Raw genomic sequence first — 25022 nt, forward strand, 5'->3', positions numbered from 1 at the left:
GGTTCCAGTCGATGTGGGCCGGGGGCCTCGCGGTAACACGGACGCCAGCGCTATAGCTCTCCGACAAGGTCGGCCAGCGCGTTGACTTTCGTCTGCAACTCGGTCAGCACCGCTCGCACGTCGTCGTCGGCAACGGCGAGGAGGTCATCCGGGTCGATGGCCTGGATGTTCTTCGAGGTGTTGCTGAGTGCCTTTGTGAACTTACTTCGCTGTTCGCGTAGTTGGATCTCGGGATCGGCCTCGATGGCCTTCGCCGTCAGACCCTGAACGACTTCGTAGACCTCCGCTACATCTTCGGCGGTGGCGTGCGGGCTGTTGACGACGGTCAGGAGCTTCGAGACTTCCGCCTTGGCTTCTTGCGGAAGTTCGAGGGTCTGGCCGCCAGGGGTTCGCACCTTCCCATCGTCAGCGACATGGCGAACGTACTCGGCCCGCTCGGCACGTCGTCCCTCCACCGCAGTCTCCTTGCGGAAGACAGGGTCGTTGGCGATGGTGCGCACCATCGCGGCACGCAACTCACCGTCGTCGCGCGCACGCTCCAGAAGCGCCGTCCGGGCGGCTTCGGCGGTGCTGTCGTCGGCCAGGATGGCGGCCTTCATCGCGCCAGGACTCTTCGCGGCATAGATGACCTCACGGACGCTGAGGCCAGCTTCCTCCGCCCCTGCCGCGAGCGCTTCGGCCCGGTCGGGGTTCACACGGCCTGCCGTGAAACAGGCCGTCCAGGTCTTCGCCGAGGGGAGATCTACATCCACGCCGGGCTGGAGCTGGTTGAAGTCAGGGAGCCCATACTTCTCGATCCCCCGCTCCCACGCTCGGTAGTAACGCATCACACGCGGGGTTGACCAGCCAATGCGGCGCGCGAACTCGTTCGCGGATACCTTCTCGGCGCGAGAGAGGCTTAGCACGTCCCGTTTCTGATCCTCTACGACCCCATGGTCAACGTCCAGCTGCACGTTCCGGGCGACCTTGAGCGCCCAGACCCAGCCACCCGACTTGCCCACGGTCCGAAGCTCGTACGCGTCGCGGTCGACGGGGTCGGTGAGGTCGAGGTCAGGTTCCTCGATCGTGCCAGTCGGCACTGCGTCAGCGTCGTCGGACGGGTCGCGCCAGAGCGGCTGCTGGTTGGGATCGATCCACTGCCGAAGTTCGGCGGCGGTGCGGCCGGCCAGTTCGGCGACTTGGCCGAGGAGTTCGTCGTCGTCGCCGATCAGGCGCACTAGGGCCTCGATCGAGTAGCCGAGCCCCTTCGACGGCTTGGTCGTGATGAATGACTCGAAGGTGTCGTGGGTGACGTTCTCGCCACGGGGGGTCGTGAAGCTCCGCCAGGAGCCTTCCTCGATAACCTGGCGAAGCAGGCCGGGAACGTTGTCCATGCCGTTCAGGGCAAACCGCATAGACGATCCGAGCGCGTTGACCAGGACGGCGTTTCCACCCGGGTTGGCTTCGTTCACTTCTACTTCCTTTCCTTCTTGATCGCTTCATCAAGCGTCTGCAGCCGCTCCTGAAGCTGCTCGAAGGTCGCGGTCTTCACCCTGTTACCCAGGAACTTGTTGAGGTCGGCGTTGATCTCCATGTAATCCTGGCCGGTGATCCTCGCCAACTTGGAGACCCGCTTGTGGATCACCCTACGCAGATCCTTCATCTGGTCGCCGACGAGCGGGGCTTCCGAGTGTGGGGAGCGCGATGCGGGAACTGTGTTCGTGTTGAAGTGGCCAAGCGATGTGAGGATGGCCGCCATCTGCTCGACCGTAACGGAGGCCACCGCCGCGCCGATCCTCGCCTTTTCTCGCCGGGCCGTCTCCAGGTGCTCGGGTGTGAGGCTGGCGCCGCTCGCGATGGTTGCGTGGTGAACCGCGACGGATGACCCCACCGTCTCGTAGGCGGGCAGCAGGGTGTCAATGCCCCCTTCCCCCTCGTCGGTCTGGTCAGCTCGGACCTTCTCCTCTTCCTCGGCCAAGACGGCATCGACGGTCTTCTCAATGTCTTGCGCGTATCGGAGGAGTATCCCGATGGACGGGATGAACAGCCTGGCCGTGGTGTAGTCCTCCTCACCGCGCAGGCGCACGAACCGGCCGACCACCTGGATGAAGAACATCTGCGTGCGGACTCGGGAGGCGTAGACGCCGACGGCGAGACGGGGGATGTCGACACCTTCGGCGATCATCTGAACGGCGACGATCCAAGGTGAGCTCCCCCTGGCGAACTCCTTGATGATCCCGGAGGAATTCGGCTCGTCGGAGATGGCGACCGGGACCTCCTGGCCGCAGATCCGGCTCAGGATCTTCGCGTATGCGTTGGCGTGAAACTGGTCGGAGGCCACTACTAGGCCGCCGGCATCGGGGGTGTCCTCGCGTATCGTCATCAGGTCGTGGTTCGCCTTGTGCAACACAGAGGGAATCCACTCCCCCTCTGGGTCGAGGGCGGCCTTCAGTGCCGGGGGGATCTCCGTCTTGTCGGCATCGCTCAGGTCCACCTCGGTGACCGCCATCTCACCGGACCGCCGCCACCTTGACTTCCCGTCCCAGGCCGGGAACACCGCGGGACGCACGACACTGCCATCTATGAGCGCCTTGCCATAGTCGTAGTCGTAGTCGTGAATGGCTCGACGGTTCTCGTCATAGGCGACGAACGGGATCGGCTTACGGTCTGTGCGGAACGGCGTCCCGGAGAGAAGCAGACGACGGACGGCCGGTTCGAATGCTTCCTTGAGGGCGTCGCCCCAGACCAGATTCTCACCATCCCCTGCGTGGTGTATCTCATCGAAGATCACGAGCGTGCGCTTCTTGCCGGTGATCCTGCGCCACACCAGAGGAGCGGACGCTACGCCCTGGTAGGTGCTCGCGACGCCGTCAAAGGTGGAGCTGACGACGCCGTTCCCATTCTCGAAAGTGTGGTCGATCCTGATGCCCATGCGGGCGGCAGCCTCAGCCCATTGCCGCCGCAGGTGACTGGTGGGGACGATCACTACGATGCTGTCGATCGTCCCGCGCTCGATCAGGTTGCGGGCGGCCGTGAGGGCGAAGGTGGTCTTCCCGGCTCCCGGCGTCGCTACGACTAGGAAGTTCCCGTCCTTGCCGCCGTTGCGCATGGTGTAGCGGTCGAGCGCATCGGCCTGCCAGTCGCGGAGTCCGGAGTCGTTCGTCACAGAAGATCCCTTCTTCAGATTGCACGAAGGGCAGAGCGCCTGCCCGTTGATCACGTCGGTCGGGCCGCCCTTGGACCACGGCTCCATGTGGTCGCCATGCCACCCAGGCTCCAACTCGCCCCCGCATCTGGAGCACCGCCCGTCAGCCGCGAGAAACAGCGCGACGCGCTCTGCACTGTTGAACGAGCGACGGCGGTCACGGGACTCTTCGGAGACTCCTGCCATAACCTCGGAGGGTACAGTCTGGGTACGACAACTGGTCGCCGATCACGGGTAACTGACGATCGGTGAGCATGATTCGCCGTACCGGGTTAGCCCCAGCGTGTCCCTGCGCATGTTCGCGCTACTCGGGGATCCGACCTGCGACGAGACCCCGTATGAAAAAGGCCCGGTACCACCGCTGGGAACGTCGCCGTGACGTCCGTGGTGGATGCCCTGGGGCCGGAGCACGCAGGAGAAGTCGATGCCCCGTGCCAGAAATCCAGGGGTGCGCGACCCTGCTCCGCGCCGTGGAGCTCACCAGCCCGTCTCGCAGTGTCCTGATGACCACCTCGAGGTCGGCAATGCAAGCTAGTGCCGCATCAGACAACGTTCGCCCCGCCGGTACGGTCGGGGCATGAGTGCCATTTCGCAGCCGACCCTCGATGAGATCGAAGACCGTTTTGTTGCTCTTGTCGAGGGTCGGCTGACGCGGGACGAGGTCGACCGCTGGGCCGCAGGGTGGGTGACACAGGACGAGTTGGACTGGGACGACCTGTCCTGGTGGGCGTTGAGCCTCCTTCATGGCATCGATCTCTTCGAGGGGCCGGGCGGCGGCTACCTGCATGACGACGAGCAGGTTCGGCTGTGGCTCGCTGAGCTGAGGAAGCGTCGGATGGCGTGAACTGATCCCGGAGCTGGAATGGATGGTGCCGGTCACGGCAAGCTCTCTGCGTGGCTGAGCGTGTGAGGGTGCGCGAGATCGATGACGACGAGGGGCAGCGACTGCTGCGGATCATCCGCCGGGGAACGGGGTCGGTGGTGACTTGGCGGCGGGCCCAGATGGTGCTGTTATCGGCCCAGGGCATGGACGTGGCCAAGATCGCTGAGGTGACGTTCACCAGCCCCGACCGGGTCCGTGACGTGATCCACAACTTCAATGGCGACGGCTTCGCCTCGCTCTACCCGAAGTACCAGGGCGGCCGGCCCAGGACGTTCACCCTGCCCGAGCGACGTGAGATCAAGAAGATCGCCAAGTCCAGGCCGGTCGAGCACGGCCTGCCGTTCTCGACCTGGAGCCTGGTCAAGCTGGCCGACTTCCTGGTCGCCGAGGGGGTGGTCGACGACATCAGCCACGAGGGCCTGCGCATCCTGCTCCGCGAGGAAGGCGTCTCCTTTCAACGCCTGAAGACCTGGAAGACCTCGAAGGATCCCGACTACGCGGTCAAGAAGGCTCGTGTCGAGCACCTCTACGCCATCGCCGACGGCGAGGTCCTGCCCGAGCCAGGCGAGCCCGAGGTCGTGTTCTGCCTGGACGAGTTCGGGCCGCTCAACCTCCAGCCCCACCCCGGCCGGCAATGGGCTGAACGCGGCGGCAGACACAAGGAGCCCGACCGTGAACCCCGACGGCGCCGCCGGGCGACCTACACCCGCCCGCACGGGGTGCGGCACCTGTTCGCTGCCTACGACCTGGGCAAGGACCAGCTCTACGGCCACATCAAGCCGAGGAAGCACCGCACCAGGTTCCTGGAGTTCTGCCGATACCTGCGCAGCCTCCACCCGCCCCGGACCCGCATCGCCATCGTGCTCGACAACTACTCGCCCCACCTGAGCACGAAGAAGGACACCAGAGTCGGCGACTGGGCCGCGGCCAACAACGTCGAGTTCGCCTACACGCCCACGAACAGCTCATGGCTGAACCGCATCGAGGCCCAGTTCACCGCCCTGCGCTACTTCGCTCTCGACGGTACCGACCACCCCAGCCACAAGGCCCAGGGCAGCATGATCCGCCGCTACATCATCTGGCGAAACAAGCACGCCGCCGACAAGCGCCTCCGCACGGTGATCAACAGGGCGAACGTTGCCTGATGCGGCACTAGGACGCTGCAGCGGGCAAAGGTGAGCACCTCCACCTGGTCGACGGCCGCGAGCTGAAGTCCCTCCTCCTGGGATACCTGGGGGCGACGCCTTGATCGGCCTGCCGAAAATTCCTCGCGGCTGGCAGGCGAACACGGCGAACTGACCGGCTCCCGGCGGGGTTCGGGGACCGGCCTCGCGGCCGGACCACCGCCCCGAGGCCGTGCGGGCTCGCAACGCCGCACGCGGGTCCGAACGGTGACTGGCCCTCCCGCGGTGTCCTACCGGATGAGCAGAGCCGTACGGAGAGCGGGTTCGCGGAGGTGGGCGAGGAGCTGGGGGTCGTCGTCGAAGAGGATCTCGGCGGCGGGGTCGAGCGCTTGGTGCAGCATGGCCTGGACGACGTCGGCTATCGGCTATTCGTTGACGACCGCGGCCCAGTGGGCGGCGTCGTCACGGTCGCCCTTGGCGGTGGCACCGGCCCACTGGGCGACACAGGCCTTGGTGACGTGGAAGGCGTTCACCCGGCCCTTGGCCAGCAAGCCGCGGTTGAGGTCGAACAGGTCGATGGTGGCCCGGCCCCTGGGGGTCAGCGGGTGGTACTGGCCTACCGCCAGGACCAGCCGCAGGTGCGGTGTCGGATCCTCGGCCGTGGGGTCGATCAGCAGCGGCTTCCCGCCGGGGTCGAGCGGGAAGACGGCCTTCTTGAGGTGGCTGTTGCACAGTGAGCAGGCGAGGACGTGGTTGGTCCAGTCGAAGGCGCGTATCGGGTGCCGGTCGATGGGATCGAAGTGGTCGATGTCGGTGCCCTGGTTGTCCCCGCAGTACATGCACCGCTCTCGTCCGGCCGCCATGTCCGCGAGGAGGTCCCGAAGCGGCGCGTGGACGTTCCGTCGCACCGTGGTGTGCTTCCAGAGTTCTCGCGCCCGCGCCGCGGGCTTCTCGGCGAGCACGATGTCGCAGGTGCACTCGGCCATGCGGGAGCGCGGCGGCTCCGGCAGGGGAAGCCGCTGGATTCGGATCACTCGACGTGCCCGGTCAGGGCGTGCAGGCGGGCGGCGACCTCGTCGACCCGGGCGGCCGGCGAGCTGGTCAGGGTCCGCTTCAGCTGCCGGTAGCGCTCCCGCTCCTCCTCGCCGGCCTCGCCGGCCACGATCTTCATCTCCAGCGCGACCAGAAGTGCCCGGGCCTCGTCCGCGCGCTGCGAGTACGGGGTGTCGAGGCCGAAGAGCTCGGACAGCACCGCGTCGTCGCCGCTGCCGAACACCACCCGGTCGTACAGGTCAGTCCCTACGACCTCGGGGGCTTCGTCGACGTCCGGTCCGGGCAGGCGGATCAGGCCGGCGGGGTCGGCGGCCTGGCAGATGTAGGGGCTGTGGGTGGTGACCAGGAACTGCACCAGCGGGAAGTGCTGCTTGAGCCAGCCCCCGATTCGCTTCTGCCAGGACACGTGCAGGTGCGCGTCGATCTCGTCGATGATCACGACACCAGGAACGGTCACGACGGGGCGCCCGCCGTCACGCTCCACGTGGATGGCGCCGTAGGTGTCGTGGAGCTGCTTGAGGATGTCGACCACCAGCGCGGCAACGGTCCGGTAGCCGTCGCTCATCTCCCGCAGGGCGAAGGACCTGCCGTCGTGCGCGACCCACAGGCCGTCGGAGTCGACGTCCCCGATGGTGTAGTCGTCGGGCAGCAGGTCGTCGCCGAGGATCTCCAGGGCGGTGCGCTTCAGCTCGGCCGCGCCCGGGCGGTTCTCCAGGGACCGAAGGTGCTGCTCGATCAGCCAGCTGACACCCTCCGCCAGCGAGGCGTCCTCGTGGAAAAGGCTGGTCAACCGGGCCACGGCACCGGACCCGGCCATGCGCCGCTGAACCTCCCCCGAACCTCCGACGAGCCGGCGGAACGGCCCGTAGCCCGCACAGAACCAGCCCACGGGGTTGTCCGCCCACGGCCCTCGCTGAGCGGCGGTCGGTGCCTTCTTGTACGCCACCGGGGTCAGGGCCGGCTGGGCATGCCGACCGGCGGCGACGGTGGGCTCCGGCGCGGTCCACTGCAGGCCTGCCCAGAACACGCCGGCCGGAGGCCGACCCGTGCTGAACCGGTCCTCCGACGGGTCCGGATGCAGGCACACCTCCGCGACGGCCCGCTCGCGCTCGTCGCTGATCCACGAGTCGAAGCCGGACACCAGCCCGCGTGCCGCGCTCGGGCCACTGACCGCCAGCGCGACGGCGCGCAGCAGGGTGGACTTCCCGGAGCCGTTGCGGCCGGCCAGCACCGTCCATCCGGCATAGGAGCCGTCGGGCCGGGTCAGGTCAAGGTTCACCTCACGGGCGCCGCGGAAGCCGCGCACGTTCCGCACCCGCACGTTCTTGAGGTACATGCCCCGTCCTCCAGCCCGGTTCCTCCGTCACACGTCCCGGTCCTGGGCCGCTGCGTCGACTCTATCCGTGCCCGGCACGGAGGAGGACTTCGTCCTGTCCGGGTGGTACGCCATGGCCCATTGCGGCCATGGCTGGCTCCGCAAGCGCACCGCCTGGATCAACCTCCCGATGATGGGACTGGATGACCAACGCGGCAGCGGACCCCGGTCAGCCGGCAGGTAGCGCCTCAGGGCCGTGGTCGACGTCGAGGAAGCGGTACTCGGTGGCTCGGGTGCGGCTCATCGCGTCGAAGGTGCGGCGTTGCTCGACGACGAAGCGGACTTGGTCGCCGAGCGCCAGGCGCATGGCGAAGAGCTGCTCGGGGTCGTCGAACTTCACGTCCCAGGCTGGTGACTTCTTCGAGACGCCGGTCTTGATCCGTACCACACCGGAGCTGCGCAGTTCGGTGATCCGGCCGGACAGGCGCTGGACGTCGATGGCTGTGTGGGTCTCGCGAAGACGGGCGACGTACGCCCGGCCGCGGGTTGTCAGGGTGGCGGTGCGAACAGCACCGTCGGAGGCGAGCCATTTCAGGCCCATGCCGAGGTCGAACTTGTCGAGGGCTTTGACGACCACGTCGACCGGGTCGAGGATCTCGCTCCAGGCCCGGACGTCCTGCTCGTCCTCGAGTGCGCGCAGCAGGTTGACGAGTGCGCGCACGCCGGCGTCGGCCGGTGAGATGTCCAGCGGCAGTCCGTCGTAGTCCGGCTCGGGATCGGGGGATGGCCGGGGCCGCACGTGCATGACGGTGCTGCCGCGGGACAGTCCGGTCAGCTCCAGGGGGACCTGGCGGCCTCACGCCGGGCCGCGGTCGATCTCCAGGACGTCGTAGAGGTGGTGACCGGCGCCCCAGCGCGCGAGGCGCTCGCGGTCGACGAGGTGGAGGCGTTGCCGGTTGGCGAAGGCGGCTGCGGGTTCGGTGAAGCCGTTGAGGGCGACGACGACCGGGACGGCTGCGCCGTGCACCGGCCGGGCGGTGCCGTTGAACTTCTGCCCGGCTTCCGACCCCACGGCGTTCGCGTACCGCTTGCACTGCAGCACCACGCGCCGTCCCAGGTAGTCGTGGGCGACGACGTCGGCGCCGAGGTCCCCGGCCCCGCCGACCCGCTCCGCGCTGGTGAAGCCGTCGCGTTCCAGCAGTTCGCGGCACATCTCCTCGAACCGGACCGGCGACGCGGCCTGGAACGCCTCCAGCGTGTAGTCGAGAGGCCGCCGCACATAGGACGCGGCGGGCTCGGCCGGCGCGTCCCGGCGCAGTGGTTGGTGGGCCCACTGCTCGATGCGGTCGGTGGCGGCTGCGGTGAGCGTGGTGCGGGCGAGGGCGAGGCGTGCGGAGATGCCCGCGCGGACGAGGGCCCACAGGGGTTCGAGGAGCCAGCGGTGCCCCGCCCACCCGAGCCACTTTCAGTGACACTGCGTGACCAAGTTGAGGCCGCAGGGCACTCGGCCTTCAGCGATCCCTCCACGAGGGCGGGCAGCTGCTCCGACTCGGGAGGCACCCGCCCGTGACGCGGCTACCGGTCAGGACGCTCCGCCCGGACCGTGGTCATGGCGTCACGGTCCGGGCGGAGCACGGACACCGTGACGCGGACAGAGCTCAGCAGCTCGCCCGCGGACGACCACCCGTCCGGGCGCCAGAGCATCACGTCCCGCCCGTGCACCCGCCAGCTGAACGGTTCCGGCCCCGCCAGCAGGGCCTCGGTGTCGGCGACCGACAGCCCCGTCCGCTTGCCGTGCGAATCGGACACGTAGACCTCGTACCGCGCGTCGAACGGCGCCACGCCCGTGTGTACCCTGCCGCCCGGAACCGGCTCGACGACCAGTGTGGAGTGGAACGCCGGTTCGTGCCGCACCTCGATCCGGGCCGAGGGCTCCGGCAGCGACACCAGCGCGAGGCCGTAGCCGTGGGTCGAGCCGTTGTCGCGGCAGCTGTAGCCGGCCACGGTGACGGTCAGGCCGTCAACGGCGCCGCTCGCCTGCTCGGAGAGCGTCCGGGCGGTTCCGTAGTGGAACGGCGGGCCGGCGAGCGGAAGCCGCCCGAGCGCGAAATCGGGCCTTGCCCTGAAGTCGTGCCCGGTCGCCAACTCCCTGACGATCGCGCGGGATCGGTGCCGTGCACGGTACGCGTCTGCCCGTGGCGCGATCAGCACGAGAGCGGCCAGGGCAAGGAACAGTACGATCGGGACGACGACGCCCATGGCGCCTCCCTTGATCAGAACCGTGTACGCAACCACCCCGAGGTGACCGCGTTCTTCACGCCGACCAGACTTCCCGGCACACCGCTGTCGACACTACCCGTCGGCAGCCGGAGCACAAGAGGCCCGCCGCCCCCGGAGTCCCTTGACGCATCCCTGACGCCTGATCATGGAACGGTCAACCGCCCCTAGGGCGTTCACCCACGTGTCACTCAACTCCTCAATCCACTTCGACGACAGGTCAACGCCGCCGTCCGGCCATATGGTCGTGTGCGGCGACGACGGCCTCGCGCACCGCCTCGCCTTCGAACTCGCCGCCCGGTGCGGCGAGCAGGTCACGGTCCTCGTCCCCTCCCTGCACGAGGGCCACGGCCCCCAACTCGGCTCTCTGGCCCGCGATCCGGCGGTCTCCGTCCGGCTGATCGAGGCCCGTCGCCCGGACGACGCCACCCTGCTCGACGCGGGCATCGAACGCGCCGCCGCGCTCGCCCTCGCCTACGGCGACGACCAGACCAACATCCACGCGGCACTGAGTGCCCGTCGGCTCAACCCGGACCTGCGACTGGTCATCCGGATGTTCAACCGCGAACTCGGCCGCCATGTGGAGAAGTTGCTCGACCGCGCGACCGAGGCGCGCTCGCCCGGGCTCGGCCGTCCGGCCCTGGACGTCTCGACCACCGTGCTCTCCGACGTCGGCACGGCTGCGCCGGAGCTGGTCGCCGCAGCCTTCGACGGCTCCGCCAACGTCATCGCCGCCGACGGCCTGCTGCTGCACCCCGCGGAACGGCCCGCCGGCACCCCGCGCCGCAGCACCGACCTCTGCGTCCTGGCCGTGATGTCCGGTGGCACCGCGGACGACCCGGCCGGCGAGGACAGCGCCGAGGCGCCGGGTGAGGGCGGTACCCAACTGCTGCCCGACGAGCGCACGGTGGACCGCTCCCGGGCCGTGCGCGGCCTGGTCGTCCTGGAGGCGATCACCGAGAACGGCTCCGGTGCCGGGCTGCCGCCCGGTGGCCCGGCACCGCGCGGCCGACTCCGCACGGCGGTCGCGGGCCTGTGGGAACGGCTGCCGCTGGGCATCCTGTTCTCCCGCCGGGTCCGGACGATCTGTGGCCTGATGACCCTGCTCGTCGTGGCCATGGCCGCGGTCACCTGGCTGGCCGAGGGCGGGTCCGGACTGCACGCGGCCTACCTGACGCTGCTGGACGTGTTCACCATGGGCGATCCGGCGACCGAGGCCTCACTCGGCCGCCAGCTGATGCAGCTCACCGCCGGCCTCGCCGGGCTGCTCTTCCTTCCCGTGCTGCTGGCCGCCGTGCTCGACGCCATGGGCGCCTTCCGCACCGCCTCCAGCACGCTCCGGCCCTCGCGTGAACTCTCCGACCACGTGGTCGTGGTCGGCCTGGGCAAAGTGGGCACCCGCGTCCTCGGCGAGCTCCACGGCCGCAAGGTGCGCGTGGTCTGTGTCGAACGCGACCCGGAGGCCCGCGGCGTCGCCCTGGCACGCCGTCTCCGGGTACCGACCCTCATCGCCGACGTGACCGAATCCGGGGTCCTGACGGAGGCCGGTGTCCGCCGCAGTCGGGCCATGCTGGCGCTGACCAGGAACGACAGCACCAACCTGGAGGCCGTACTGGCCGCCCGTGAGATCAGACCGGACCTCCGGGCGGTGATGCGCCTGTTCGACGATGACTTCGCCGCCACCGTCTACCGGACGCTGCGTGACTCGTACCCGAACGCCGTCACCCGGAGCCGCAGCGTCTCCGCGCTGTCCGCGTCGGCCTTCGCCGCGGCCATGATGGGGCGGCGCGTCCTCGGCGTGATGCCGGTGGAGCGCGGCGTGCTGCTGTTCACCGCAGTCGACGTCCGCGACCACCCCGAACTGGTGGGCCAGACCGTCGCCGCCGCGTTCCGCCCCGGCCAGTGGCGGGTGATCGCCCGGGACACCACCGCCCCCGGGGACCAGCGCTCGACCGTCGTCTACGGCTCGTCCACCACCTCGTACGGCTCCCTGCGGCTCTTCCAGCCGGAGCTCGACTGGCATCTGCACCCCGGGTACGTGCTCCGCCCCGAGGACCGCGTCGTGCTTGCCACCACCCGGGCCGGCTTCGACATCCTGCTCGACCGCGACCAACGGAGAGCCCGGAGCCGCCAGGAGCGATGACCGCCGGACTTCAGGACCCGTCGCACGTGTGCCGGTGGCGCCAAGGTTGCGTCAGCATCGTGCCGGTCACCGCCAGGCTTCCGTCAAGGGCAGGCCACCGGGGCCGTCCGGTGCGCGGTACTGGAAGGGTGCCCGCTTCCGTCGCGACCGACCCCGCCTTCCGCCACCTCGACCTCGCCCTGGCCTGCGTCCACGCGGCCACCGCCGCCGCCCACGCGCACGGCCTCACCCCGACCTGGTCCGCCCCGGAGAGCAACCTCGCCAGCCGGGCCCTCGCCGAGGCCGCGGGCTTCCGAGCGATCCGGCGCGAAGTCGTGTACTGGGCGGGCCCGGCCGCGGCCCGGTGACCCCGACCGGCTCTGCTCCTGTCCGGGGGCAGGCTCTCATGACATCGGTGCACCGCCGGAGCAGCCACCCCTAACGGTGTTAGATTGCCCGCAGGATTGTCCGATGCCACGAGGGTGGGAGTCATCCATGACGAAAGTCGGCGCACCACCCGGGCTGACTCGTGACGGCCTCGCCCAGGCGGCCCTGACCGTCCTCGAACGGGACGGTCTCGCCGGGCTGTCCATGCGCAAGGTCGCCGCCGAGGTCGGGGTGAAGGCCTCCTCGCTCTACTGGCACGTGCGCAACAAGGAGGAACTGCTCGACCTGCTCACCGACGCGATCATGGCCGATGCCGAACCGCCGCCCCGCGAGGGCGACTGGCGCAGCCAGTTCCGCGAGTACGGACTGCGCCACCGTAGTCAGCTGCTGGGCAAGCGGGACGCTGCCAAGGTCGTGGCCGGCCGGCTCACGCCCGGCCCGCACCTGCTGAGCCTGATGGAGGACCAGCTGGACCGACTGTGCGAGGCCGGTTTCTCCGCCGCCGACGCCGCCCTGGCCACCCACCTGCTCGGCACGTACGTCCAGGGTTTCGTCCTCCAGGAGCAGGCCCCGTTGTCCGCCGCCGAAGCCATGGGCGCCACCCGCCGTGAGGCCGCCCTCGCAGCGGGCGACCGGCTGCGGGCACTCGCCCCGGAGACCTTCCCCAACCTGGTCGCCCTGGCCGGAGAGCTCACCGACCCCTCGATGGAGACCCGGTTCGAATTCGGCCTCGACCGCATCCTCGACGGCATGGCCGTCCTGCTCCCGCCCGACCGCTGACCGTCCCGGTGGGCCACCGCGCCGAAACGACGGCGAGGCGGGCGAAGCCCGTTCCAGGAATTCGCCGGCGCACCGTTCAAGCGCTGGAACAGCCGGCTTCCCGGGTCACTCGCGCCGGGTGCGGGACCTGTGCGTCGAGGCGCCCGGTGGGATCACGCGAGAAGTTGTCGGCGGGCGGACGGTTCGGCTCCAGGCCTGTCCGGGCTCCGGGCCGACGAATCCGCCTCTGCGGATTTCCCTAGTGGCGGATTCCGTACGATCAGAGTCCTGAAGCGCACCGGTCGGTGATTCGGCCCGTGCTGAGAAACACTCGCCCGGGAAAGGGGGAAGCTTGCCAGTCGGCACGGAGGTCGACGGCAATACCGAGGAACCCGTTCTGCGAATTCTGCGTGGCAGGGTGAGCGACGAGGAGCTCGCCGCCATCACCGTGGCCCTGTTGCGGCGCTGCCGATCGGAATCGGCGGCAGTGCGGGCATCGCACGCGCCACCGGTCGCGGCAGTTCGGCGGGCTTGCTGGACATTCGCGTCCTACCAGGCTCCGAGCGCCTGGGCGGCGGCGTAGTCCCACGCCGCACCGAAGGCCGCGCGGACGACCGGCGGCCGGGCCCGGGCGATCCGCCCGGGCCCGGCCGCACCGCCTCACTTGATGAAGTCCGGGACGACCTTGGGCGGCCAGATGCCCACCTTGAGGACGCCCATCGAGTACGCGCGGGACACCAGTGCGGCCCGGTTGGGTACCCTGAGCTTCCGTAGCAGGCAGGTCACGTGGTACTCGACGCCCTGGCGGCTCAGGTAGAGCCGGGCGGCCAGCGGAACGGTGGAGACGCCGGCCGCGATGCCTTCGAGGATGCGTGCGTCGATCTCGCTCAGCAGCTTCTTGCGGCTGCTGACGACCCCGACCTCCCCGACGTCCTGACGCGTCGGCATCATCACCAGGATCGAGGAGAGTTCGGGGGTCCCGCCGCGCACCGCGACGGCCGTGAGCGGAACGGTGAACGCGTCGCCCTCCGTACCCACCGCTATGACCTCGGTGGCGAACCGGTCGCGGCGGCCCTCGACGAGACCGGCGAACTGGCGCAGCAGCGGCTGCTGGACGCTGGGGTGCACCAGATCGCAGAAGGTGCGGCCGCACAGGCCCGCCGCGGAGTCGCCGAACTGCCGGAAGAACTCCGGGGTGGCCTCCTGGATCGTCAGTGTCCGGTCCAGGCAGGCCATGTTCAGGCCCGACTCGCCGGACGCCGGATGGGCCCCGGCCGACCCGACACGGTCGGACCCACGATCCGGCGCCGAAGTCTGCACCGATTCCACCAGGACGGGAGCGGAAGTCGCCAAGGAACTCATTCCCCTTCACGAATTCAATAGCACGGAACTCTGCATTCCCCGCACCGCCGAAATTCTGCGGACAGCACGGCGGAACATGAAACACAGCCTAGATTTGTGGAGCGATTCGGGTCAATGTGCCAAGGCCTGTTCACCGCCAACCCCGTGGTCGGCCGCCGGTGGGGTTCGGTCCGGCACCGAATCTTCGGAGGTTCGGTACGGTGCGGCCGCCGGCCGCCGCCACGCACGCCGGTGACCGGCATAAATGTTCGTACATCGAACGAGCGCCCGCCTTTCGCCGGAGCGGCCGGGCGGGCGGCAGGGCGGGCGGAACCGAACCTCGGCGCGGGCGCCGAAGTGTTTCTCACCCGCCCCTCGTCACCGGCCGGCCGGTTGCACCTCGCCGAGGATTGCGACCAACTCGCGCCGGCCGGAAATTCCGAGCTTCCGATAGGAATTCGTCAAATGTTTCTCCACCGCGCGCGACGTCACTCCGAGCGCCTCGGCGACCTCGTGGTTGGTCAGCCCGCCGCCCACGAGTGCACCCACCCGGCGCTCGGTGGGCGTCAGCACGACCTGGTGCGGGAATCCGACCTGACCGCCGCCACCCTGGCCCGACCAGGGAGCCCCGCAGACGGCCGAGAGTTCGACGGCCTCGCGCAGCACCGCGCACGCTTCGGCCCCCTGTCCCAGCCGGCTGCCCAGGCAGCGCAGCGCCCGGGCGAGTTCGAGCTCGTTGGCGGAGCCCCGCAGGACGGCCACGGCCTCACGCAGCAGGTCGGTGCCCGCGCTGCCGTCCTGCAACCCGCCCTTGAGTCGCAACGCGCGGCCCACCCCGACAGGTGCGCCCCAGGCGACGGCCTCGCCGAGCTCCTGCTCGGCGAGCGCCCGGGCCGCGTGGGAGTCACCGAGCTGGTGGGAGAGGCTGATCGCCCAGGGCCGCCACGGAAACAGCACCGGGTTGCGCCAACCCGCCGCCTCCAGCTCCCGGCCGCAGGCCAACGCGGCGTCCAGCGCGCGCGCCCGGTGACCGTGCCGGGTGTAGACCGACACCTGCAACAGGCGCAGCATCACCGTTTCCAGCAGGCCCACCGGGGGCCGGCGGGCGGCCTCGGCCAGGACCCGTTCGGTCAGCACACCGTCACGGCCCTCCAGGGCGACCGCGGCGAGCGCGGCGGTGGCGAGCGCTCCGCTCCGCTGCCAGTCGGACGCGGCAACCTCGAACGCCCGCTCGCCGTGCTCCCGGGCCGGGCCCAGCCGCCCACGGGCCAGCAGGACGAGCGCCCGTTCGGCGTGGTCGAGCGCGTCCGCTCCGCCGCCGGCCCGCTGCCGCGCGGGCTCCCGGGCCGCCAGCCAGGCCTGCGCCGCCCCCGGCGAGTCTGCGCCGACCAAGGCGCACATCACCAGCGGCAGGGCCGAGTTGGCACACCCCGCGGTGGCCGGTTCACGCTCCAGGATCCGCTGGGCCTGGCGGGCGACCTCGCCGGCGGGCAGGCTGCGGGCGAGCGTGGCCGCGTCGAGCAGCACCGCCAGCAACTCGCGCTCGGGGCCCGAGCAGATCGCCGGCTCCTCCCCCAGCCCGCGCAGCCGCTCGACGGCGGCCGCGAGCTCGGCGCCCTCCTCCCGGCCGCAGTGCCGCAGCCGTGCCTCCAACCGCAGGGCCACCGCGCGCGCCGATCCCTCCAGCCGGTCGGGGGCGTCCAGGCCGCCGGCGGTCTGCCGCAGTACGGCGACCGCCGCAGGGGTGGTGGCGCCCACCACGCCCGGCACGCCTCGCAGCGCCGCGGCCGCCCGGTCGGTGGCGGTGGGCAGCAGCGGAATCGCCTGGGCGATGTGCCTCTCAGCGGCCGCCGGGTCGAACATGTGCTCCACCGCCGCCAGTTCGATCAGCAGCCGGGCCCGGTCCTCGTTCTGCTCAGCGCTGTCCAGCAGTGCGCGCAGCAGGTAGCGGGCGGCCGTCTCGGGCGCGCCCCGCTGCAGTGCGCTCTGCGCGGCGGCGCGCAGCACCGGCACCGCCCAGGGGTGGCCCGCCGCCGGAACGGCCACCAACTGGGCCGCGACCTGCTCCGCCGGGCGTCCGTTGCGGTACAGCAGGCTCGCCGCCGACTCCTGGCGACCGGTTCGCTCCGCCAGGGTCAGCACGGATTCGACCGCGTCCTGGACCACCGGGTGGACGAAGCGCGGTGCGTTCTCGTCGGCCACCAGACCGAGGCGGTGGAGCACGCGCAGTGCCGCCGCGAAGCCGCTCGGGTCCAGCCCCGCCAGCGCGGCCACCAGCACCCGGTCGCTCTGCGCGCCGAGCGTCGCCATCGCGGCGGCGAGGTCCCGCACCGGCTGCGGCTGGCCGCGCAGACAGCTCGCCAACCGGTCCCGCAGCTGCGCCGGGCGCAGCGCGCACGCCGCGTCGACGTGCTCGGCGGTCGGCCGGAGGCCGGCCTCCGCCGCGCCGCGCAGGACGGAGGTCAGCAGCAGCGGGTTGCCCGAGCCGGTGCGGTGACAGGCCCGGGTGAACTCCGCGTCCCCCGGCTCGCCGAATTGGCGGTGAACCAGCTGTCCGACGGCGGCGGGCGACAGTGGTCCGGGTCGCAGCACGTGCTGCGCCGCGCTCTCCACCTCGCGCACCAGCGGATCGGTGGCCGCCGGATCGCCGTCCCGCAGCGTGCAGACCAGCACGGCGCGCAGCCCTCGCAGCCGCCTGGCGAGGTGGGCGAGCCAGCGCAGTGACTCGCGGTCGGCCCACTGGAGGTCGTCGACCAGGACCAGCAGCGGGACTCCGGCGCCGACGGCGGCCAGCAGGGCCCGCAGGCCGTGCAGCACGGCGTCGGAAGCGGCGTCGGAAGCGCCGCCGGCCGGCAGGACGTCGTCGGTGACCACGTGGCGGGCGGCCCCGGCGTCGTGCAGCCACCGCTCACGGGTCCGGGCGGGCGCGACGGCCAACCGGTTCTCGAACAGCTGGCGCACCACGCCGAAGGCGAAGTCCCGCTCCATCGGCGCGGCGTTGGCGCGCAGCACGCACACGTCCTGGTCGGCGGCCCGGTTGGCCAGTTCGGTCAGCAGCGCCGACCGTCCGGCCCCGAGCGGGCCGGCCACCAACAGCACGGTCCCGCCCGCCCGGCAACCGCGGAGTGCCTCCCGCACCAGGTCCAGTTCGGATTCCCGTTCGAGCAGCATCCGCTCAGCGTCCTTCCGTCTCGCGCAGGAGCGCACAGAGTTCCTGCCGGCCACTGATGTGGAGCTTGCGGTACGCCCGGCTCAGCCTGAGCTCGACCGTGCGGGTGGAGACCATGAGGACATCGGCCGCGGACCGGTTGCTGTGGCCGCGCCCGACGAGCAGCACGGTCTGCTGCTCGGCCGGCGAGAGCGTGCTCCAGGCCGGGTGCCCGTCGCCGTCCCGCTCGGAGGTCCGCGCCAGTTCCCGCGCGAGCCGCCGCGCCCGCGCCGCCATCGGCCCGTCCGGGTGGGTCGTGTCGAGGCGGGTCAGTTCGGCGAGCGCCGCGGCGGCGGCCGACCGGCCACCGCTGCCCCGGGCCAGTTCGGCGGCGACCAGTTCGGCCAGCGCCCGGGCGTGCACGGGACCACCAGGGCCGGCCGGCCCCGAGCCGGCCGTCCGCACGATCCCGCGGACCGTGGCCGCCCGGTCGGTGCCGTCCGTCCGGTGCGCGCACAACTCGGCCCAGGCCGTCGCGATCGGCGCACCCCACCGCCGGGCGAGCTGCAGCTCCGCACTGCTCAGCCGCAGTGCCTCCGGGTGGTCGCCGAGCTCGCGGCAGGCTCTGGCGGCGAGTGACCGCCAGGGCAGCAGGGCCGGGTTGAGGTGGTGCCGGTTCAGCAGCCGCCGGCCGGCCTCCCGCAGCAGCTCCAGGGCCTGCCGCGGGTCGGTCTCGGCCGAGGCCACCAGGGCCCGGGCGAAGAGCAGATGGGGCCAGTACGCGCCGGCTCGGGCCGCGCCGGGCAGCTGGGTCGAGGCGAGCGACCGGGCGCGGTCCACCCGGCCGCACCCGAGCTCGACGACGATGCGTACCGCCCTCAGGTAGGGCATGGTGTCGGCGGACCGGCCGACCGGCACCAGCGCCTGCTCGGCGGCGCTGATGTCGGCCTCGGCAGCCGCCAACCTGCCACGGCGAAGCTGTAGTTCGGCTCTGGCCGCGAACACCGGCGCGAGGCCCAGACGGACCTGACGGCTCCGCAGTTCCGCCAGGAGCGAGGAGAACCCGGCCTCGGCCTCGTCGTGGTCGTCGGTCAGGAGCAGGGCCTTGCAGGCGGCCAGGCGCGGCTGGATCAGCTCGCCGGCCGCACCGGCCCGGGCGGGGGCGCTGCGGGACAGGGCGATCCGGGCCAGCTGCCTGGCCAGCTCCCGCCGGTCGCCGGCCCGGGCGAGCTGCCAGGCGCGTACCCCGGCCTGGGTGGGCGAGGCCGGCCGGTCGGGCAGCGCGGGAACCTCGGGCGAGAAGGACACGGCGCCGTCCGGGCCGGTCGGGTCGGCGGACCAGAACAGGGCGATCAGGTCGTCCCGTTCGCTCCCGTGGGTCGCGGGCAGCACATCGGCCACGGCCCGGCGCATCGCCTCGGCGTCACCGCAGCCGAGCGCGAGATCGACCGACCGGACGCGCAGCGCGGCGGGCGCGGTGCCACCGCGGACTATCCCATCGAGCCGGCGGTCACCCGCGTCCGGCGCGCTCAGCAACTCGACGGCCGCCAACTCGAGACCCAGCCGCGCGCGCGGCTCCGGTTCGGTCTCCTCCGCCAGTGCCCGGACGAGGTAGCCGACGGCGCGCTCGCGCTCCCCCTGCCGCAGCGCGGCCAGGCCGCCGCGGCGCAGCGCGGCGCCGGCCCAGGGTGCTCCGACCGGTCGCGCGCCCAGCAGCAGCGCGGCGACGGTCCGGTCGTCCACGGCGCCCCGGTGGGCAAGCTCCGCGGCCTCGGCGTGCAGCCGGGCCCGCTCGTCCGGGGTCGTCTCCTCCAGGACGCGGACCCGCGCGACCGGGTCGAGGCGCGGCCGCGCGGCCGCCGAGCGGACGAGTCCGGTACCCGCCAGGGCGCCCCGCAGCCGTACCTCACCCACGGCGGTCACCCGCGCGAGGTGGCAGACGGCGGGGAGGTCCAGCAGGTCGCCGCAGACCGCGAGCGCCCGCAGGACGCCGACCACCTCGTCCTCCAGACCGCCGAGTACCCGGGTGACCTGGTCGCCCAGGACGCGGCTGCCGATCGTCCGCAGTTCGGGTATCCGATCGGCGACCGGCCGGTGCCCGTGCGCGGCGAACTGCCGCAGCGCCTCGCGCAGGACGGCGGGGTGGCCAGCCGCGATCGCGTGTGCGGCCGCGGTGAACCGCTCCTCGCCGGTGCGGCCGCAGGCCTGCGCCACCACGGCGGCCGCCTCGGCGGCGTCGAGCTGCGACAGCGTGAGCTCGCGGACCGTGACCGGGCCCGGGGGCGCGGCGGCCAGGTCGCGCCAGTCGGGCCCGGTGACCGTGACCGTGCTGCCGCCGGCCAGCACCGCCACCGGGTGACCGGCCGACCGTCGCAGCAACGCGCAGAGCCAGCCCAGCGACTCGGCGTCGAGCCACTGGGCGTTCTCGACCGCCACCAGGGTGGGCCGCTCCCGGGCGGCGGACAGCACGGCGGACGGCCGCGGCGGACGGCCCGGTGCGGGCTCGCCGGCGACGGCCGCCGCGGTGAACAGTTGGCCGACGACGCCGTGGTGCGACTCGCGTTCGAACCGTGCCGCGCAGGCCCAGAGCACGCGCAGCCCGCGTTGCTCGGCCCGGCGGGCGGCCCGGCGCACCAGCGCGTTCTGCCCGAAACCGGGTGGGCCCGCCACCAGCGCGACGGCCGGCCCGCCCGCCTCGACCTCCACGAGCAGCCGGGAGAGGGCCCGCCGCTCCTCCTCGTGGTGGTCTGCGGCCGGATCCGCCGGGGACGCCACGGCGGCCACGGTGCGGTGGGAGTGGACGAAGTCGCGCGCGTGCATGGTCAGTCTCAGGCCTTCGGATCATCGGGCGGTTTCGTACGGCGCCCGGTCGGCGTGGTCGTCCGGTCAGCAGGGGCGGGCGGACGCCGTGAGGGTGCGGGCCGGCAGCACCGTGGCGAGCGCGGCCCGGTGACCGACCCCGAGTTTCCGGTACACGTTGGTCAGGTGGGTCTCCACCGTGCGCACCGTGACGAACAGCGTGCTGGCGATCTGCCGGTTGCTCGCCCCGCCCGCCACCAGGCCGGCTACCTTGCACTCGGCGTCGGTCAGCATGTCGACCCGCGAGGCGGTGATCTCGCGCATCCGGCCGCCTGCGGTGATCAGCAGCCGACGGGCCGCCCGGGCGAGCGCCAGGGCCCCGCAGCCGCGGGCCCGGTCGGCGGCGGCGCGCAGGTGCTCGCGCGCGTCGGCCAGGTCACCGCTCGCCAGGAGGGCCCGGCCGAGCGCGTACTCGGCCCGGGCGTGCTCGGTCCGGGCGGGTGAGCAGGCCAGCCGCGCGACCGACTCCGCGAGCAGGTCGACGCCGGGCCGCCCCGCGGTGATCACGCCGCGGGCCAGGGCCGCGAGTCCGAGCCCGCGCGCCGTGCCCCACCGCTGCGCCAGTTCGTCGCCGTGCTCGGCGAACTCCCGGGCCTCGTCGGGGCGGCCCAGCGCGGCGAGGGCGTGGCAGGCCTCCGACCACCAGGGGGAGAACACCGGGTTGGCCAGGCCGGCCGCGCTCTGAGCCCGACCGCTCTCCAGCAGCAGGGCCAGGGCCGCCTCGGCATCGCCGAGGGCCCGGCGGGCGCGCGCCCGCGCCAGCAGGTACGGGTGGTAGTCCAGGATCGAGCCCTGGGGCTGCGGACGGGCGATCCCGCCGAGCAGCCGATCGGCCGATTCGGCTTCGCCCCGGTCGAGTTGCGCCGAGGCCAGCACCACGCGCGGCAGCGTGAGGCGCGCGCCGCTGCTCTCCTCGGCGGCGGTCTCCAGAACGGTGCGCGCATCGGCCATCGCCTCGGGGATCGCGCCGGTGGCGTAGCGCACCAGCGCGCGGCCGGACAGGGCGAGCGCGCGGTTCCACTCCGCCCGGTCGCCCTGCCCGTGCCGGAGGGAGCGCTCCAGCACCGCGAGCGCGTCCGACGTCTCGTCGGCCAGTCCCAGGGCGACGGCCGAGGTGATCACGGGCCAGCTCTGCGGGACCGGCTCCGGGGTCTCCAGGACTCTCCGGGCATGCTCGACCGTCACCTCCCTGGAGCACCCGTACAGGGCTGCCAGCAGTGCGGTCAGCGCGTGCCGCTGGTGCGCTGCCGCGCCTCCGGTGCCCGGCGCGGAGGGCCGCCGGACGCGTTCGCGCACCGAGGCGACCGTGCCGCGGTCGGCGGAGCCGGTGATCAGCAGCACGGACTCCACGGCCGTGCGCAGTTCATCGGCAGGATCGAGCTCAACCCGCAGTGCGTGCAGGATCTCGGCGAGCTCCCCGGCGGCGGCCGGTGCCTGGTGCGCGGCCAGGCAGGTCATCCCGTACTGGACCGCGATCCGGGCTCGGGCCCGCACGTCGGCGGTGCGGGCCAGGGCCTCCCGCAGGAGCGGAACCGCCTCGGACGGGTCGGCCTGCGCCAGCGCGGTGGCCAGCCGCAGCCGCACCGTGTCGTCCTCGGGCCGGGCCTCCAGCACCCGGTGGAAGAAGGCGGCCGCGCTGCCGGGCGCGCCGCGGTCCTCGGCCCGCGCGGCCGCCTCGTGCAGCACCGTGACCATCCACGGCTCAGGCGGGCCCGGCAGTTGCAGCAGATGACCGGCGACCTGCTCGGCCGGGCGGCCCGCATCGCTGAGCAGCAGGGCGGCCCGACAGCGCAGTCGGGTGAGCTCCGCGGGGGCGAGCGGCTCCAGGACCGCGGCGCGGACCGCTTCGTCCATCCGCGCCGGGTGCTGTTCGGGGACCAGCTCGCAGCGGCGCAGCGTCCCCAGCGCGTCCCGGACGAGCCCGCCGGGGACGCCGGCCAGCGCACCGACGAGCTCCGGCGACACCTCGCCGAGCACCGCCGCCGCGGCGGCCACCTCCCGGATCCAGCCGGGCAGCCGGGCCAGGCGGCCGTGGACGGACAGGGCGACCAGCCGTTCGCCGAGCTCGGCGGCCCGGCCCGCACCGCGGGCGTCCGGCCGCACGCCCTCCGCGCAGAGCGCGCGCAGCAGCCGAGTCGCCCGGCGGGGGTTGCCGCCGGAGCAGCCGGCGACCTGTTCGGCGAAGACGGGCGCGACCGGCGTGCGGAAGACCTGCCGCGCCAGGGCACCGATCTGGGCCTGGCCGAGCGGACCGAGGTGCACCGTCGAGCAGGCGGGCTGTGCGACGAGGTCGGCCCACGCCTCCGGGGCGGCCGGCTCGGCCTCGGCGCGCCGGGCGAGGACCACCAGCAGGCGCAGCCCCTGCGCCCGGCGCAGGGTGAAGTCCAGCCAGCGCAGCGACTGCTCGTCGCAACTGTGGGCGTCGTCCAGCGCCAGGACCAGCGGGCGGTCCGCCGTCAGTTTCAGCACCAGCGCGTGCAGGCCGTGCAGGACCTGGTAGCTGGTCCCGAACCGGGGCGGTTCCGCGGTGTCCGGGCCGGCCGGGGCGAGCCGGGCGAACAACGCCGGCGCCGCGGCATGACCCGGGCCGGCGGCGGTCCGCCCGCACGCGCCCTCCAGCACCGTCACGTCCCGTCCGCGCGCACGCTCCAGGAAGGAGCGCAGCAGGCGGGTCTTGCCCATGCCGGTGGTCCCGGACATCACCACCAGGCCGGCCCGGCCGCGGCCCGCGGCCGCCAGCCGCGCCTCCAGCGTTTCCAGCTCACCGGTGCGGCCGGCCAACGGAGCGGGCGGTACGGGAACGGCCGCGCGGTTCATGGAAAACAATCCCCCCATCACCCCCGTGAAAGGTCCGGAATCGGTTTTTCCGGCTTCAATCCGAGCCTTGCACCACAAAGGCCTCGGCTCTGCGCCAGCGTACCCGGACCCGACGGCGGGAAACGTATGGGAACTGTCAAGGATGACCGGGGCGCCGGGCCCGGGCAGCCCCTCCGACACTGGATCAAGTCGGACATAAAGGACTGGCGGAGCGGGGTGCCCGGCAGGCCGCGCGCCCGCTCCGCGCCGTGAGTCTAAGGATTTCCCGGTGCCGGCCGTGAGACCAAGTTCTCGTGCACCGAGCAGCCCCGACCACGGCCATGCCCAAGGGAGTCAGATGAGCACCGCACAGCGGCCGATCCTGTTTGTCAGCCTTCCGGAGAGCGGGCTCCTCAACCCGATGCTGGTGCTGGCGCGCGAGCTCGCGCAGCGCGGCACGGCCGACCTCTGGTTCGCCACCGACGAGCCCCGGCGCACCGACGTTCAGCGTCTGGCAGGGCGTACGCCGGTGGAGTTCGCCTCCCTCGGCGAGGTGTTCTCCGAGCTCTCCGCGGTCAGCTGGGACGACCGGGTCTACCGCGAGGTCACCCAGCCCTCCCGCTTCAAGGCGCACCGCGCGGTCATCCGGCAGTCCTACCGGCCGGATCTACAGGCCGAGAAGTACCGCCGCCTGGAGTCCGCCGTGGAAAAGATCGGCCCGGCCCTGATGGTCATCGAGTCCATGAGTTCCTTCGCCGTCGACCTGGCGCTGACCAAGAACATCCCGTTCGTCCTGAGCGTTCCGTTCCTGCCGAGCAATGTGCTGACCTCGCACAATCCTTTCGGCACTTCCTACACCCCGAAGAGCTTTCCGGTGCCGCATTCCGGGCTCCCGTTCCCGATGAATTTCCGGCAGCGCCTGGGAAACCACCTCTTCAAACTGCGAACACTGGCCCTTTTCCTCAATCCGAGCATGGGGAAGGTCCTTTCCGAGGACGCCCGGATCCGCAAGGAACTGGGCCTGCCGGCACCCAGTCCGATGACCAGGATCGACCGGGCGGAAATGATCCTCTGCAATTCCGTGCCGGAGCTGGACTACCCGTTCGAGGTACCGGAGAAGATGAAGCTGGTCGGTGCGGTGATGCCACCGTTGCCGGAGGGCCCCGCGGGCGCGGCCGACGGCGGCCTCGGGACGTGGCTCGACGCCCGGTCCTCCGTCGTCTACATGGGGTTCGGCACCATCACCCGGCTGACACGCCACCAGGTCGGCGCCCTGGTGGAGGTGGCCCGCCGGCTCGACGGCACGCACGACATCCTGTGGAAGCTGCCGGAGGAACAGCAGCACCTGCTGCCCGCGCGCGAGTCGCTCCCCGGCAATCTGCGGATCGAGAGCTGGGTGCCCTCCCAGCTGGACGTCCTCGCCCATCCGGCGGTCAAGGTGTTCTTCACCCACGGCGGCGGCAACGGATTCCACGAGGGCGTCTACTTCGGCAAGCCCCTGGTGGTGCGCCCGCTCTGGGTGGACTGCTTCGACCAGGCCGTGCGCGGCCAGGACTTCGGCATCAGCCTCACCCTCGATCGGCCGCAGACCATCGACCCCGACGACGTCGTCGACAAGCTCACCCGGGTACTGGGCGATCCGTCGTTCCGCCGGCGCGCCGAAAAGCTCGGGGAGCTCCAACGGGCGGCCGGCGGTCGCGCCGCCGCGGCCGATCTGATCCTCGACCTGCCCGCACTGCGCTGACCGGCAGCAGCCGTGCGGAGCCCGAAGAGT

18 protein-coding genes are annotated in these 25022 nt (G+C 71.9%); 7 read left to right on the forward strand and 11 right to left on the reverse strand.

The window, feature by feature from the left end; translation table 11 throughout:
* Window positions 1–50: 50 nt before the first annotated feature.
* Complete coding sequence (locus tag OH807_RS05890; RefSeq protein WP_406194754.1) at window positions 51–1451, reverse strand: hypothetical protein; 1401 nt, start codon at window positions 1449–1451, stop codon at window positions 51–53.
* A gap of 2 nt (window positions 1452–1453) precedes the next feature.
* On the reverse strand, window positions 1454–3370 hold the full coding sequence (locus OH807_RS05895; protein WP_406194756.1) for a DEAD/DEAH box helicase family protein: 1917 nt from the start codon (window positions 3368–3370) through the stop codon (window positions 1454–1456).
* A gap of 391 nt (window positions 3371–3761) precedes the next feature.
* Between OH807_RS05895 and OH807_RS05900 the strand changes: the two genes are divergently transcribed.
* Entirely contained in the window at window positions 3762–4028 is a 267-nt protein-coding gene (locus OH807_RS05900; protein ID WP_406192292.1) for a hypothetical protein, read from the forward strand.
* A 50-nt stretch (window positions 4029–4078) separates the two neighbouring features.
* Window positions 4079–5212, forward strand: a complete 1134-nt coding sequence (locus OH807_RS05905; protein WP_406192289.1) for an IS630 family transposase — start codon at window positions 4079–4081, stop codon at window positions 5210–5212.
* Between the two features lie 404 nt (window positions 5213–5616).
* On the opposite strand, the gene OH807_RS05910 is transcribed toward OH807_RS05905, so the two are convergent.
* The 5 genes from OH807_RS05910 to OH807_RS05930 form a co-directional block, all read right to left on the reverse strand.
* Window positions 5617–6177, reverse strand: a complete 561-nt coding sequence (locus OH807_RS05910; RefSeq protein ID WP_406194758.1) for an HNH endonuclease — start codon at window positions 6175–6177, stop codon at window positions 5617–5619.
* 44 nt (window positions 6178–6221) lie between these two features.
* Window positions 6222–7580, reverse strand: coding sequence for an AAA family ATPase (locus OH807_RS05915; RefSeq protein ID WP_406194760.1), 1359 nt, complete (start codon window positions 7578–7580; stop codon window positions 6222–6224).
* Window positions 7581–7788: 208 nt separating this feature from the next.
* Window positions 7789–8358, reverse strand: coding sequence for a hypothetical protein (locus OH807_RS05920; RefSeq protein WP_406194763.1), 570 nt, complete (start codon window positions 8356–8358; stop codon window positions 7789–7791).
* Between the two features lie 57 nt (window positions 8359–8415).
* Window positions 8416–8838, reverse strand: a complete 423-nt coding sequence (locus OH807_RS05925; protein ID WP_406194765.1) for a restriction endonuclease — start codon at window positions 8836–8838, stop codon at window positions 8416–8418.
* A 296-nt stretch (window positions 8839–9134) separates the two neighbouring features.
* Window positions 9135–9818: a hypothetical protein gene (locus tag OH807_RS05930; RefSeq protein WP_406194768.1), complete on the reverse strand. Its 684-nt coding sequence runs from the start codon at window positions 9816–9818 to the stop codon at window positions 9135–9137.
* Between the two features lie 259 nt (window positions 9819–10077).
* Between OH807_RS05930 and OH807_RS05935 the strand changes: the two genes are divergently transcribed.
* The 4 genes from OH807_RS05935 to OH807_RS05950 all read left to right on the forward strand — a co-directional run bounded on the left by OH807_RS05935 (window position 10078) and on the right by OH807_RS05950 (window position 13687).
* Complete coding sequence (locus OH807_RS05935; RefSeq protein WP_406194770.1) at window positions 10078–11979, forward strand: NAD-binding protein; 1902 nt, start codon at window positions 10078–10080, stop codon at window positions 11977–11979.
* Window positions 11980–12107: 128 nt separating this feature from the next.
* Window positions 12108–12326 (forward strand): GNAT family N-acetyltransferase, encoded by a 219-nt coding sequence (locus tag OH807_RS05940; RefSeq protein ID WP_406194772.1) that lies wholly within the window; start codon window positions 12108–12110, stop codon window positions 12324–12326.
* Window positions 12327–12453: 127 nt separating this feature from the next.
* On the forward strand, window positions 12454–13125 hold the full coding sequence (locus tag OH807_RS05945; RefSeq protein ID WP_406194775.1) for a TetR/AcrR family transcriptional regulator C-terminal domain-containing protein: 672 nt from the start codon (window positions 12454–12456) through the stop codon (window positions 13123–13125).
* A gap of 331 nt (window positions 13126–13456) precedes the next feature.
* Window positions 13457–13687 (forward strand): acyl-CoA carboxylase subunit epsilon, encoded by a 231-nt coding sequence (locus tag OH807_RS05950; RefSeq protein ID WP_406194777.1) that lies wholly within the window; start codon window positions 13457–13459, stop codon window positions 13685–13687.
* Between the two features lie 77 nt (window positions 13688–13764).
* Here OH807_RS05950 and OH807_RS05955 read toward each other — a convergent pair whose 3' ends face one another.
* The 4 genes from OH807_RS05955 to OH807_RS05970 form a co-directional block, all read right to left on the reverse strand.
* Window positions 13765–14340: a LuxR C-terminal-related transcriptional regulator gene (locus OH807_RS05955; RefSeq protein ID WP_406194779.1), complete on the reverse strand. Its 576-nt coding sequence runs from the start codon at window positions 14338–14340 to the stop codon at window positions 13765–13767.
* Between the two features lie 483 nt (window positions 14341–14823).
* Window positions 14824–17616 (reverse strand): AAA family ATPase, encoded by a 2793-nt coding sequence (locus OH807_RS05960; protein ID WP_406194782.1) that lies wholly within the window; start codon window positions 17614–17616, stop codon window positions 14824–14826.
* A 4-nt stretch (window positions 17617–17620) separates the two neighbouring features.
* Window positions 17621–20413, reverse strand: a complete 2793-nt coding sequence (locus OH807_RS05965; RefSeq protein WP_406194784.1) for an AAA family ATPase — start codon at window positions 20411–20413, stop codon at window positions 17621–17623.
* Between the two features lie 66 nt (window positions 20414–20479).
* Window positions 20480–23269 carry an AAA family ATPase gene (locus tag OH807_RS05970; RefSeq protein WP_406194786.1) on the reverse strand — a complete coding sequence of 930 codons (2790 nt, stop codon included), beginning with the start codon at window positions 23267–23269 and terminating at the stop codon, window positions 20480–20482.
* 337 nt (window positions 23270–23606) lie between these two features.
* Between OH807_RS05970 and OH807_RS05975 the strand changes: the two genes are divergently transcribed.
* Window positions 23607–24992, forward strand: a complete 1386-nt coding sequence (locus tag OH807_RS05975; protein WP_406194789.1) for a glycosyltransferase — start codon at window positions 23607–23609, stop codon at window positions 24990–24992.
* Window positions 24993–25022 lie beyond the last annotated feature (30 nt).

This window comes from Kitasatospora sp. NBC_01560 (assembly GCF_045208415.1).
Taxonomy (GTDB): Bacteria; Actinomycetota; Actinomycetes; order Streptomycetales; family Streptomycetaceae; genus Kitasatospora.